Below are 13,166 nucleotides of genomic sequence, written 5' to 3' on the forward strand. Positions count from 1 at the left end.
CGAACGTTAGCCAGCTCCGGGATTTTGACGTAGCCGAGGCAACGCCGAATCTCGTCTCTGTGGCCGACGACAGCGGCCGAATCGTGCACGTCAACTCCCGGTGGGTCGCCTATACGGGACGCTCAATCGAGGGTTTAGCGGGCGTCTCTCTTGGCGTGCTCTCCGGTATCATTCATCCCGACGACCTCGAGGCGGCGTCGGAGCGCTGGAAGCATTCGCTCGAAACCGGCGAGAAATTCGAGATGCAATACCGGCTTCGAAGCGCGGAAGATGGAAGCTACCGTTGGTTCTTGACGCGTGCCGCTCGTAGGCTCGACTCGAATGGCGAGAGCGCGCATTGGATCAGCGTGGCGACGGATATCAACGAGCAAGTTCGCACAGGCGAAGGTTCGCGGTTTCTTTCTGAAGTCGCAAACGTGCTCGCATCCTCGCTCGACCAGGAGCAGGTTGTCGCCGCCTTTGCGCGCGTCGCGGCGCAGCGTTTCAGCGACGGATGCGTTGTTCTGTTCGCCGAGGGCGGCGAGTTGCGAATCGGCGCCGTCGCGCACAATGACCCCGCACTTATGGCGGTGATGCGCAAGGGCGAGATCAATCGCTTCTTGCACGACGGGCTTGTCGATCGTGTCATCGAAACGCGAGAACCGCTCCGCGGCGCTTCCGTCGACGCAGAACTGGGTTCGCGAGCGTCGATCGCCGTTCCGATGATCGTCGCGCAACGTCTGATCGGAACGTTGATTTTCATCTCGTCGAGCGACCGCGAGTTCGACGCGGCGGACATAGACATTGCAATGGCCGGAGCGCGGCAACTCGCCGTGGCGCTCGAAAACGTACGCTCTTTCGAACGTTTCCGGCTCTTGGCGCGCGAGACCGACATTCTCTTCGCAAGCGGCGAAGCCAAGACGAAGCTGCGCAGAGTGCTGGACGTGATCGTCGAGGAGGTTGCCGACTGGGCGGCCATCTATGTCTTGGGTGGCCCCAGCTCGATTCGACTCGAGGAGCTGGCGCACCGGAATCCGCAAGTCGGCGCAGTCCTTTCCGAAATGCGCGGGCAGCGAATATTTAACCGCGAGACCGAACGCAACTTCTACGAGACGCTCAATAGACACCGTACGATGCTGCGCACCAATACCGGGATCGAACGGCTGCGAGAAACCCTGCAGCCCTACATTCTACCGGTTTTCGCGCAAGCGACGCCGCAGTCGATGCTGACCGTTCCGCTTTTTACAACCGACTCAGTTTACGGCGCGCTTACGATTTATTCGACCAGCCGTAACTTCGGCGATCATGAAGTGCAGCTGATGGAAGAAGTAGCGCGACGCGTGGCGCTCGCGTTCGAGCATGAAGAAAGCGTCGAGCGCGAGCGCCGGCTCACGAAAACGCTCCAAGAGGTTACGCTTCCGGCGCAATTGCCGAACGTGCCGGGTGCCGAGGTAAGTACCGTCTACGTTGCCGCGACGGCCAGCGACGCACAGGTCGGCGGCGATTGGTACGACATCTTCGAGCTTCCGGACGGACGGTTCTTGTTCTCTATGGGCGACGTCACGGGACGCGGTCTTCAGGCCTCGGCGATCATGGGCAAGCTGCGCCACACGATCAACGTCGTCGGCATGTACGAAAGCGATCCCGGCAAGATTCTGGATGCGGCCGAGAGTGTTGTGGTTCAACGCTATCCCGACGCGATTGCGACGGCGTTCGTTGCGGTGTACGATCGGCGCTCGCGGCAAGTCGTCGCAGCTAATGCGGGACATCCGTATCCGCTGCTGCGCTTAAACGACGGTTCGATCGAGCCGCTGCAGGTCGACGGAATGCCGATCGGACTGCGGAAGCTTGCATCCTCTCAACCCGCGCGTTACCGGGCAATGCACGACGTAGCGGCAATTGCGTTTTATACCGACGGAGTGGTCGAAGCGAACCGCGACATCGTGGCCGGCGAAGAGGTACTTATTCGTGCCTTCGGCTCAGGCGCCGTACCATTTGTACGCAGCCCGGCGAACCTGATCGCATCGACGTGCCTGCCGGCACAGGTGCAAGACGATGCAGCGATCTTCGTCGTCACGTTTCCGCATACGACGTGGCGCTTTCATGCCGACCATGCGCGTGCCGCTAGCGACGCGCGGCATGCTTTTATCGATCATCTTCGCGCCGAAGCAACGGATGCGAGTGAGATCGATGCCGCCGAAGTCATCTTCGGCGAGCTGATCGCAAACGTCGTCCGCCACGCGCCCGGCCCGATCGACATTGCGCTCGAATGGATCGATGGCTTTGCGGTCCTGCACGTAACCGATCGCGGCAACGGCTTTCGATTTCAATCGCGCCGCCGCGCCGATATATTTATGGAAGCCGGCCGCGGCTTGTGGCTCGTCGAGCAGTTCGGCGGAACGGTCGACGTCGAGCGTATCGCAGGTTACGGCACGCACGTGCGCGTTGCGCTCCCGGTCGTGCGCGCCGCCGATACGGCGTTCGAACGCTCGCAAGCTCTAGCTTAATTTTTCGATAAATTCAAGCAAGGCAGCCGGGAGGCGTGCCCTGCGAAAAGGAACTGTCGTGGGGCGATGAGCCTTTCCATCAGGGCCATAGCCCTTTTTGTTTTTACTGCGCTCTTCGTTGCTGCCGCGGGCACGCCCGCGGTGCGCGCGCAGGCCGCACCCCAGGCTGCTGCAACAGCGGCGCCCGCCCCCGGGAGCCCGAAACCTGAGAGCTCTCCCAGCGGCCAAGAACCGGTCATCTTGCCGTCACCCGGAATGCCGGCAAACGTTCCGACGGCGATAAAAGCATTGCTCAACATTGCGCCGCAGACGCCGCAATCGTACGCCGCGTTCATGCACAACGCGCAGCTGCAGACCGGGCTCATCAACCTCATTCGCAAGGACGACGAGCTGTTTTTGGATCTTGGTCCGCAAGATTTCAAGAAGACGTTCATCTTTGCGCCGTCGCTCGCGTCGGGTCTCGGCGCGGGAACGTTCGCGGGGCGGCTCTACGATCCGATGCTGGTGCAATTCCAGCGCATCGGCCACCGCGTCTTTTGGATCACGCCGAACACCGACTTTGCGTCGTCGCAAGGTACGGCGGCTAAAGCGCTCGCGATTTCAACTTCCTCGTCGATCATCGCCGTCTCGCCGATCCTGGCGGAGAACGCCGCGACCGATCACGTGGCGATCGCTCCGGTGCTCTTCCTAACGGATCACCTCGACATCGGTAAAGATCTCGCGGCGGCTGCCGGGGGCGGAACGCCCGGCGGCGGCCTACTGCTGCTCTTAGGCGGCCCGCGTGCGGGTTTTGCGCTCGATCCTTCGCGCTCGTATTACATCTCGACCAAGGCGTTACCGGATAATGACGAGATCACGGTCAATCTGACGTTCAACGGAAACGGCGATTTGCAAACGGTCCCGGATACGCGCGGCACGCCGATCAAAGTCCACTACAGTATTCTCGAAGAACCGGTGCGCACCGCGGGATACGCGCCGCGAGCTGCGGACGATCGCATCGGCTATTTCCTCGAGACGCACAAGCGCTTCGGCGACGACAAGACGCCCTCACCGTTCGTGCGCTATATCGACCGCTGGGATCTTTCGAAAGGTCCGATCGTCTTCACGCTGACGAACGAAGTTCCGCGCGAGTACCGCGACGCGGTCAAACGCGGCATCTTGGCGTGGAACGCGGCGTTTGCGAAGATCGGCTATCCTCACGCAATCCGTGTCGACGATCCGCCGTCCGATCCGTCGTTCGATCCGGACGATGCAAAATACAATTCGGTGCGCTGGATCGACCAGGATCGTGCCAGCTTCGTTGCGGCAACCCCGCACATTGCCGATCCCGCCACGGGCCAGATCCTGCGCGCAACGGTAACGGTCGATGGTGAAGCGCTGCGCAGCTTGCGCCGTGGATTCATCGACAATGTCGTGCCGTCACGCGTGCCGATTGCTGCCTATTCGCCCTACGCCCCGTTTTTCGCCGACTCAGGTTTGAAGCCGAACGCAGCCTCGACGGCGGTTTCCGTTCAGAGTGCGAGCACAGCTGCGACGCTAGCCGACCCATGCCTGGCGGATTTCTGCGAGTACGGTGAGGCGCTCGAATCCGACGCGGCGTTCGCCGCATTGGCGCTCTATCCCGGACTACGTGAAAGCTCGAGCGCGACGAATAAATACGTCGATCAGTACATCGAAGCCGTGACGATGCACGAAGTCGGCCACGCGCTCGGCTTGCGTCATAACTTCGCGGCGCCGTCGGTCTACTCGCTCCACGACGTCGAAAATCCGGCGTTCACCGCGAAGCACGGCATCAGCGCTTCGGTGATGGCGTACAATCCGGTCGACCTGGCTCCGTCGGGTCAACCTCAACCCGACTTCTTCCAAACGCAGCTCGGACCGTACGACTATTGGGCGATCCAATACGGATACACGCCGAACGGTTCGGCAAGCTCGCTCAAAGCGATTGCCGATCGTGCCGGCGAGCCCGATCATGTCTTCGAGACGGATGAAGATGCGAGCGGGGCCTGGGCCGTCGATCCGCGCGTCGCTCTGTTCGTGCTCTCGAGCGACCCGATCGGATGGCACGCGCAGCGTTTTCAAATCGCCGATCGTCTTCTGGCGACGCTCGACAGACGTTATCCGCGCAACGATCGCTCCTACAATGACGAGCGGCTGGCGTTCTCGACGATCCTCGGCGAATACACGCGCTCCGCGTTACTTACGACGCGCTGGGTTGGCGGTGTCTACACCTCACGTTCGCATCGTGGTGAGAAGGGTGGCAGCCCGCCGTTTTCGCCGGTTCCGCGCAGCGATCAAAAGCGCGCCTTCGATTTGCTCGACCGTTACGTATTCGGGGCGCGCGCGCTGGCGTTGCCGCCGAGCTTGGTCGAGCACTTAGGGCCTGACCGATTCCACGGTTGGGGCGCGCAAGGGTTGAACGCGCGACCGGACTTTCCGTTGACGGCGTTCGTCGCAAACGTTCAAGATACGATCCTCTACACGATCTTCACGCCGGTCAACATCGCCCGGATCGCCGATCAGTCGCAGCTCGCGCCCGGCAAGACGATGTCGTTGCAAGATCTGTTCGAATGGTCGTCGTCGGCAGTCTACGATGACGTCGCGTCCGGCACGCCGATCCCCGCGATGCATCGCGAAATGCAACGGCGCTACACGGATCTGCTCTTGCAAATTGCGCTCTTGCCCTCGTTTGCGCTCGACCAGCTGCAGATTCCCTACGAAACCCAAGAGCTGGCGCGCTACGAGCTGCATCGCGCGCAAGCCGAGGTCCACAAGGGATTGGCTTCGCGAGGGCTCGACATCGCCACGCGAGCGCATCTCGCGGAACTCTCATCGCGCATCGCGCGTGGGCTGGCAGCCCAAAACACCCGAGCCTTATAGCTGAGCGACCTACCGCCGTTTCCACCTGAATTCCGCTTCGGCGTTGCCACGGCGGATCATCAGTGTGAAGCGTATACGGGTGAAGACGACATTCGCGACACGTGGGAGCGCGTTCGCGGTCTGACGGCGCGCGGCAAAGCCACCGATTTTTGGAACCGGTATAAAGAGGATGTCGATCTTGCGCGTGGGCTCGGTTGCGGCGCATTTCGTCTCTCGCTTTCATGGGCACGACTCGAACCGCAAGCGGGTACGTGGGATGATGCAGCCTTCGCGCACTATCGCGACGTGCTGCAGTATATGCGCGACGCCGGGATGACGACGATCGTCACGCTGCACCATAACTCGTGGCCGATCCACATCCAAGCTGCGGGGAACGGCGCCGGTTTGCTCGATCCGGCGTTTCCGGATCGCCTCGCAGCGTACGCAACGCAGGTCGTGCAACGTCTTGGGGACCTGATCGACTACTACGTTACGATCAACGAGCCCAACCAGCTCGTGTACGGATTCATCAAGCTCTGGTGCATGCGTGCTTACGCGATGCCGCCGGGCATGGAGCCGTTCGCGACCGAGACGGAACAGATGGAAGCGGTCATCAAGCTGATCCCAAATCTCTTTCGCGCACATAACCGTGCGCGTGCCGCGATTCACAAGGAGCGTCCGCAGGCGCGCGTTGGAACGAATCCGCTCGTTCTCGGCTTGCCGCAGTGGTTTCAGGCCCTCGTCGATCGTGCCGCCGTCAACCTTCGCACGCCCGACGACCTCATTCGACAAGCGAAGCGTTTCTCGCAAGTGCCGATCCTCGACTCCGGCTCGGTTGATATCTCGATCGCACAAATCACGATCACGCAGCAGCGTATGGATCGCGTGCTGTTTTCGGAGCCGTATTTCGCTGCCAATCTCTGTACGCTGCACGAGAGCGCCAAGGTGCCGCCCATCGATTCGAGCACGTTTGCCGGCAGCGTCGGCGTTGCCGCGGACGGTGCGCCCGCCGAACAGTTCCAAACGTACTTCCCGCAGGCCTCGATGCACGAATTCGATGACCTCGACACGGCCGTCGCGTCGCTTCGCCAAGGACACGTCGATCTCGTGTTCGACGACGATGTGTTTCTCGAGCCTTACGCGCACGGCACGCTTACTAGGAGCGCGGTTCGAGGACACGCTCAGGATTTTGCGGTGGCGATTCCGTTTGGGAGCCGTTCGTTGCTGAACGCCGTCGATCTGGCGCTGCGCGATGCCAAGGAATCTATGCCGAATGCACCGCACACAAACAACCGTAAGACGGTCGCACACATCGGACGCACCTCGATCGCTCCGCAGCACGTCCCCGATCTCGATAGGTCGCTGCGTGCGATTCGCCGGCGTGGTGTCTTGCGCGTCGGAATTCGGCCCGGAGTTTCAACGCTTTGCACGCGCGGAGAAAATGGCGCGTACGAGGGTCTCGAGCCGGATCTCGCCCGAAAGATTGCGGCGCGCATCTTCGGCGCAAAACCCGGCAGAGTCGATTTCGTACCCTTGGAGGGCGATCGCCGGCTCGATGCAACGCGCTCCTGGCTGCGGCGTTTTGACGGGTTGCGTAAGACGATCTCGATGTTCGCCACGATTCTCGGAACGAATTGGTGGAATTTGGGGATGGCCGGCCGCCTGGCGGAGTTTCTGTGTCCGCCTGAATGCGTCGGGACGCTCGACTACATAGGGCTCGACTATTATTGGGGCGCGCCTTCCCTCTTCAAGTTCAGTCGTTTGGTGTCCGCGGCCGAATGCAGGTATGCGAGCGCACCGGTTTGGCCGGGCGTTCTCGGTCAGATTCTGCGCGAGCAGCACAAGCAGTTTCCCGGCAAGCCGATCATCATCGTCGAGAACGGCTGCGTTACGAGCGCAGACAACGTAGCGCGCGCCGACTACATTGCGAATCATCTTCGCGAAGTTCAGAAGGCGCTGGCTACGGGACTGCCGGTCGAAGCTTATCTGTGCTGGAGCATCACCTCGAATCGCGAATGGGGATTGCCTTTCGACAACAATAGCGATTTTGGGCTCTACCACGTCGATCTCGATCACGATCCGGACTTGAGACGCGTCGCGACGCCCGCCAGCACGCGTTTCGCCCAGATTATTGCGTCACGCACGGCAGATGGATAGGATTGGGGGAATGCACACGGCGCTGATCGGGATCGGTTCGAACCTCGGCGAGCGGCAAGGCAACATCTTGCAAGCGCTCCAGCGGCTGCGCACGCGCGTTCGTATCGACGCGGTCTCTTCGTTCTACGAGACCGTTCCCGTCGGCAATGTCGCCGGGCCAAAATTCCTCAACGCAGCCGCGCGGCTTACAACCGACCTGGATCCCGTCGCGCTCGAGTCGTTTTTTCGCGACGTCGAAACCGCGATCGCACGGCGTCACGAGCATCTCGCCGCGCGCGTAATCGACATCGACTTTCTCTACTACGGCGACTTGGTCGCCGATCTCGGCCGTTTCGAGCTGCCGCATCCGTATGTCGAGCAGCGTCCGTTCAATCTGATTCCGCTGGCGGAGATCGCGCCCGATTTCGTCGATCCGGTCCGCAAATCGACGCTCGCGAAAATGGCATCGCGCGTTCCACACGACGGCGTCGTGCGCAAACCTCGTGCGTTGCGCTTCGACGTCGACCGCCAAAGCCAAGAGCCGGAGCACCGTCTCGCGCTCAGCCGCGTCGGCGTTGCCAAGATCAAGCGCATCATTCGCTTGACGATGCACGGACGTAAGGTTCCGTTGAACGCAGAGTTTTCGATGGTCGCCGATCTCGAGCCGAATCGCGCCGGCGTTCATATGTCACGCTTTTCGGAGCTGCTCGAAGAGGCGTTGCTCGAAGTGCTCGCGCGTGGCGAGCCGGCATCGACGGTTGAAGAAGTGGTCGAGCGCGTAGCACGCGAGATCGTCGTATCGCAGCACGCCCTGCGTGCCGACGTTCGGGTGCGCGCCGAGTTCGGTCTCGAACGCTGGACGCCGGTGAGCGGAAAGCGCACCGAAGAGACCTACGCGCTCGTGGGCGTCGCACACGCCGACCGTCAAGGAACGCGGCGTGCCGTCGGCGTCGAGGCCGAAGGTATGACGGCGTGCCCGTGCGCTCAGCTGATGGTTCGCGAGCATTCGCACCGCGAGCTGCTCGAAGCCGGCTTCACCGAGGCCGACGCAAATCGCGCACTGGATGCGCTTCCCGTCGCGACGCACAATCAGCGCGGAAAGGGTACGCTGTTGATTGGAACATCGTCGGATCGCGCCGCCGAGATTCGTGCCGAAGACCTCGTAGAGATCGTCGAGAACTCGATGTCGAGCGAGACGTACGATCTGCTCAAGCGTCCCGATGAGTTTTTCGTCGTCAACAAGGCGCACCATCGCCCGCGCTTCGTCGAAGACGTGGTACGCGAGATCCTGGCGAGCACGCTCGCGATGTATGCGGACTTTCCGGACGAGACGTTCGTTGCCGCCACTCAGCTGAACTACGAATCAATTCACAAGCACGATGCATTCGCCGAAGCATTTGGAACCTTCGGCGAATTCCGGCGCGAGCTGCGCGACAGCGTCTACGTCACGGATAAGACGGAGCTTGCGGCATGGCTTCGCGCAAGGTCGCAATTCGAGACCGCAGCGAGGGATGCGAGGAGATAAGCAGTTCTGCCCAGCGCGGTTGCTCGTCTTCAGCAAGATTTTGATCGCGTAAGCGCTCGAAGGCTGCGACACCCCATTCCGGGTGTCCGGTCGCCGCGAGCGCGAAACGGTCTGCGCGCCGCTCGATCGCGCGTGATCCGGCTGCGAGTAGCGGCCCGACAAGCGCCGCGAGCAGTTGCGTCGTGAAGCTGAAACGCGCAAGGCCGCGAATGCTCGCAACGCGTTCACCGTCACCGAGCGCGATCGCTTTCCCGGCAAAGATCAGAAACGTTGCCGCCAGCGACCCCATTCCGATGCTGAGCAACGTATCGCCGGCGACGTAGTGGCCGAGCTCGTGCGCGACGACAAACTCGGTCTCATCGTCGCTGAACCCCTCGAGCAGGGTGTCGGCAATCGCGATGCGATGGCTGCCGAGCAATCCCGTGACGTACGCGTTGGCCTTCTTTGTTTGACGGCTCATATCGAACCGGAAAATGTCGGCGTTGCCGGCGCCGTATTGCGCCGCTAATCGGCGCAGACGCTCCTCAAGAGGGCCTTCGAGGCGTTCGAATTTGTTGAAGATCGGCGCGAGATAAACCGGTGCAACGAGCGTCAATAACGTCAGCACGGGCACGGCAGCGAGACTGCTGACGAACGGCCATGCCTTTGGAAAACGGCGCGCAATCCAGAGCAGCCCGGCGATGACGGGTATGCCAAGCCCCATTCCGAGCGCCGTTGCCTTTGCGCGTTCGCGCAGCCACGCTGCACGTGTTTGGTCCGAGAGTCCGTAGCGCCGCTCCATCACGTATCGCTCGACATATTCGATCGGCGTGTCCAAAATTGTGTCGATGAGCGTTCCGAGTGCATTGTACGTCGCCGTAACGAGCGGACGATCGGAGTCGCGTATCGCCGCCGGCAAACGATCGGCGAGCGCAAATGCAATCACGGCTTGTCCGGCGAGGGAACGCGCCAAGCCCGTGACCATCAACGCGCGCTTCGTCGCGCCGTAGGCCTTCGGGTTCTTTGCAAGCGGTCCGGCCGGGTGCCGAATGTCGATCCAGGCTTCGGCGGCGCGAACCGCCGCATAACCCGCCAGGAAGCCGGCGCAAAGGCCGAGCGTTATGCGTCGCATGGCCGGGATTCTACCCAGACAAGCCCAGGAAATTGGGTAGGATTAACCCGGGATTTGAAAACCTCGGTCGCCGCGGACACCGGTTCACGAGAGCCGTTACGTCAGTGCGGCCGATGCCGCGTGCACTTATACGCAATGGAGGAACCAGGTTGAAGAAAGTTACCAGCATTTTCCTCGCAGCATTTTTTGGTTTGGCGATGTTCGCCGGCGCGATGCCCGCACCGGCATCAGCGCAAATGTCGATCGGCGTCCATATCGGACCGATGCCACCGGCGCGATACGAGGCCATTCCGCCACCGCCGGGACGATACTATCACTGGGACGCAGGACACTGGCGTGCCATGGGTGGTCGATGGGTTTGGGTCCCGGGCCATTACGTTCACGGACGTGCCGGCGGTCAATGGGTGGCCGGACACTATCGCATGGGTCCCGGCGGTTATCGAGTTTGGGTGGCGGGTCACTGGCGCTAGGCTAATTTCCCCGAAGGGAACTACGCCGCTCGACTTCGAGCGGCGTAGTTTATATCAGCGAGATTTCTTTCTTGGGGCGCGGCGTCGTGACGAGCTGATCGAGCATCGCGTGCGCGAGCTCGACGCAAATAGGATCGTCGATCTCTTCGACGCGTCCGGCATCGGCAAGTTCCATCAAGCGCGGCTTGATCGGAATGCGCGCAAGAACGGGCGCGTGGGCAAGCTCGGCGACGCGCTCGGCATGCGAAGGGCCGAAGACGTCGTAACGTTTGCCGGTGTCGGGCGCTTCGAAGTACGACATGTTCTCGACGACGCCGAGAATCGGTTTTTTGAGCTGGTGAATGAGGTTCGCAGCTTTGCGCACGATCATCGTCGCGAGCGCTTGCGGCATCGTTACGAGTACGACGCCGTCGACGGCGAGCGACTGCAGCACCGTAAGAGGCGCATCCGAAGTCCCGGGTGGTAAGTCGATGAGCAACACGTCCAGGTCGCTCCACATCACCTGCTCGTAGAACTGCCGAATGACGCCCGAGAGAATGGGGCCGCGCCAAATCATCGCCGTGTCTTCTTGATCGCTCAGCAGATTAGAGGAGACGATTTCAATCGCGGTGCGCGAGATCGCGGGCACCATGATCGGCGGCGGCGGTTGTCCGTTCGGACCGGGTTGTCCATTGGGATCGTGCATGAGTCCGAGCGGTTCACGAAGATTGAAAAGACGCGGTATCGACGGACCGGTGATGTCCGCATCGAGAATGCCGACCTTGAGATTCTGCGAGCGCAAGCCGACGGCGAGCATCGCCGTGACGAGCGACTTTCCGACCCCGCCTTTGCCCGACATGACAGGTACGACGTGCTTGAAACGCGAGCGGCGTGCGAACTCGCCGGGGGCTCGGCGCAAGGGCGTCCGGTCGTCGTCAGAGACGGTCGGAACAGCACCAGTGCGCCGCGCTTCCTCGAGTGCCGCGATAATCGGCTCGAGGCGCAGGCCATGCGCTTTCGCTCCGGCTTCGATGTTTTCGTACTTGTTGACGCCGCAGCCGCCGCAATGGAGACCGAACTTGGTGAGCACTTGCTCGGCGATGGGCATGGCATCGACGAGCTCTTTGATGTTGGTCTTTGGCCCGAGCTGGATTTCTGACGCAGTTGGCATTACGACCTCATGACTTCGCGAACTTCGCTGAGGTTCCGGTTGCCGTCGCATGGGCCCGCTGGACGCTGACGATCGCACCGGCAGCTGCGATCGCCGCCGCAATCCATAGCGTCACCGGTCCTGCGTGTGCGATTGCTGCGTGCGGTGCTCCGGAAACGAACACTTCGCGCGCGCCAAGCATTCCGAACACGACGGCGACCAGCGCGGCGCCGAGCGACTGCCCAAACAGACGCGCAGTCGCGACCATGCCGCCTGCGGTGCCGGCGCGCTCGCGTGGCACGCTGGAAAGCAGCTCGCGATTGTTCGGCGATTGAAAGAACCCGAAACCTATACCCGCGACGATTTCACGCCAGACGATGTCGGCGGCGCTTGGATTTGCAGGCATGATTGCGAGCAACGCGAGCCCGAGCGCCATTATTCCGAGTCCGGACGTTGCAAGAACCCAAGCCGGATAGCGGTCGGCAAGTCTTCCGGCGAACGGCGCGACGACGGCGATTGCCAGCGGCCATGGTGTGAGAAGCAAGCCGGCTTCAAACGGTGTACGGCCTAAAACGGCCTGAAAGAAGAAGGGCAGCGATACGACTGCGAGACCTTGAGCCGTATACGAGCACGCCGAGGTCGCCGACGAAAGCGAGAACGCGGGACGCCGGAACAGCTCGAGGGATACGAGGGGCCGCTCCGCGCGCTTCTCGCGTTGAATGAAGAGCGCGAGTGAAACGATGCAGATCGCAAAGCAGGCTGCGATCGCGGTCTCCGTGCCGCGATGCGCGACGGCCTCGACGCCGAGCGTGAAGAAGCTGAGCGCGAGTCCGATACAGATTGCTCCCGCGAGATCGTATTGCCGCCATGATCCTGTCGTTGGAAACTTCGGCATCGTCTTGAACGAAGCGATCAGATCGAGCGTTCCGATTGGAACGTTGATCATAAACAGCCACGACCAATGCGCGATCGCAAGAATCGCTCCGCCGATGGTCGGGCCGGCGGCCGCGCTCGTCGCGACCGTGAGCGCCATCCATCCCGTTCCGCGTCCGAGCATGTTGGGTGGATAGATCCGCCGGATCATCCCCGGCTGAATTCCCATGATCATCGCGGCGCCGAGGCCTTGCACCATACGCGAACCGATCAGCTGCGGCAGCGAATGCGAGATCGCACAAAGCAACGACCCGATCGTAAAGAGCGTCAAACCGGTGCGGTAAACGTATTCGAATCCGATCAGCTCGCCGAGCGATGCGAAGGCGAAGATCGTGGCCGTGATGACGATCTGAAATGCGTTGACGATCCAAATCGATTGGGTCGGCGACGAGTGCAGCTCGTGCGAAATCGTCGGCAGCGCAACGTTCGCGATCGACGAGTCGAGCACGGACATTACTGTTGCCGTCTGGAACGTTATGAGCGCCAACCGGCGCGCAAGGACCGGAAGACCTTCTTC

At 61.6% G+C, this 13,166-nt stretch carries 8 protein-coding genes and 1 pseudogene; 6 read left to right on the forward strand and 3 right to left on the reverse strand.

Annotation, left to right across the window (positions count from 1 at the left end):
• Positions 1–44: 44 nt before the first annotated feature.
• The 5 genes and pseudogenes from VGG22_00785 to mptA all read left to right on the forward strand — a co-directional run bounded on the left by VGG22_00785 (position 45) and on the right by mptA (position 9,006).
• Positions 45–1,325: pseudogene (locus VGG22_00785) on the forward strand (GAF domain-containing protein).
• Positions 1,299–2,486, forward strand: a complete 1,188-nt coding sequence (locus tag VGG22_00790) for a SpoIIE family protein phosphatase (GenBank protein HEY1726896.1) — start codon at positions 1,299–1,301, stop codon at positions 2,484–2,486. Before VGG22_00785 ends, VGG22_00790 begins: the two are co-directional and overlap by 27 nt.
• Positions 2,487–2,552: 66 nt before the next feature.
• Positions 2,553–5,366, forward strand: coding sequence for a zinc-dependent metalloprotease (locus VGG22_00795; GenBank protein HEY1726897.1), 2,814 nt, complete (start codon positions 2,553–2,555; stop codon positions 5,364–5,366).
• On the forward strand, positions 5,367–7,502 hold the full coding sequence (locus VGG22_00800; GenBank protein HEY1726898.1) for a family 1 glycosylhydrolase: 2,136 nt from the start codon (positions 5,367–5,369) through the stop codon (positions 7,500–7,502).
• Positions 7,495–9,006: a GTP cyclohydrolase MptA gene (mptA, locus tag VGG22_00805; GenBank protein HEY1726899.1), complete on the forward strand. Its 1,512-nt coding sequence runs from the start codon at positions 7,495–7,497 to the stop codon at positions 9,004–9,006. The genes VGG22_00800 and mptA overlap by 8 nt, the downstream gene beginning before the upstream one ends.
• Here the strand turns inward: mptA and VGG22_00810 are convergent.
• Positions 8,927–10,117, reverse strand: coding sequence for a M48 family metalloprotease (locus tag VGG22_00810; GenBank protein ID HEY1726900.1), 1,191 nt, complete (start codon positions 10,115–10,117; stop codon positions 8,927–8,929). The two genes, mptA and VGG22_00810, sit on opposite strands and share 80 nt — an antisense overlap.
• Positions 10,118–10,266: 149 nt before the next feature.
• Here VGG22_00810 and VGG22_00815 point away from each other — a divergent pair, with 149 nt between their 5' ends.
• The gene (locus VGG22_00815; GenBank protein ID HEY1726901.1) at positions 10,267–10,587 is read left to right on the forward strand and encodes a YXWGXW repeat-containing protein; all 321 of its coding nucleotides are present in this window, start codon (positions 10,267–10,269) and stop codon (positions 10,585–10,587) included.
• 49 nt (positions 10,588–10,636) lie between these two features.
• Here the strand turns inward: VGG22_00815 and VGG22_00820 are convergent, their stop codons facing one another.
• Both VGG22_00820 and VGG22_00825 read right to left on the reverse strand, forming a co-directional pair.
• The gene (locus VGG22_00820; GenBank protein HEY1726902.1) at positions 10,637–11,737 is read right to left on the reverse strand and encodes a P-loop NTPase; all 1,101 of its coding nucleotides are present in this window, start codon (positions 11,735–11,737) and stop codon (positions 10,637–10,639) included.
• Between the two features lie 7 nt (positions 11,738–11,744).
• Positions 11,745–13,136 (reverse strand): MFS transporter, encoded by a 1,392-nt coding sequence (locus tag VGG22_00825; GenBank protein ID HEY1726903.1) that lies wholly within the window; start codon positions 13,134–13,136, stop codon positions 11,745–11,747.
• Positions 13,137–13,166: the final 30 nt, after the last annotated feature.

The organism is Candidatus Baltobacteraceae bacterium (genome assembly GCA_036489885.1).
Taxonomy (GTDB): Bacteria; Vulcanimicrobiota; Vulcanimicrobiia; order Vulcanimicrobiales; family Vulcanimicrobiaceae; genus JAFAMS01.

Bases quoted from the DNA above. Each gene is read 5' to 3' on its own strand.
- VGG22_00820 (HEY1726902.1), bottom strand. From the start codon at position 11,737: ATGCCAACTGCGTCAGAAATCCAGCTCGGGCCAAAGACCAACATCAAA.
- mptA (HEY1726899.1), top strand. From the start codon at position 7,495: ATGGATAGGATTGGGGGAATGCACACGGCGCTGATCGGGATCGGTTCG.
- VGG22_00790 (HEY1726896.1), top strand. From the start codon at position 1,299: ATGGAAGAAGTAGCGCGACGCGTGGCGCTCGCGTTCGAGCATGAAGAA.
- VGG22_00810 (HEY1726900.1), bottom strand. From the start codon at position 10,117: ATGCGACGCATAACGCTCGGCCTTTGCGCCGGCTTCCTGGCGGGTTAT.
- VGG22_00795 (HEY1726897.1), top strand. From the start codon at position 2,553: ATGAGCCTTTCCATCAGGGCCATAGCCCTTTTTGTTTTTACTGCGCTC.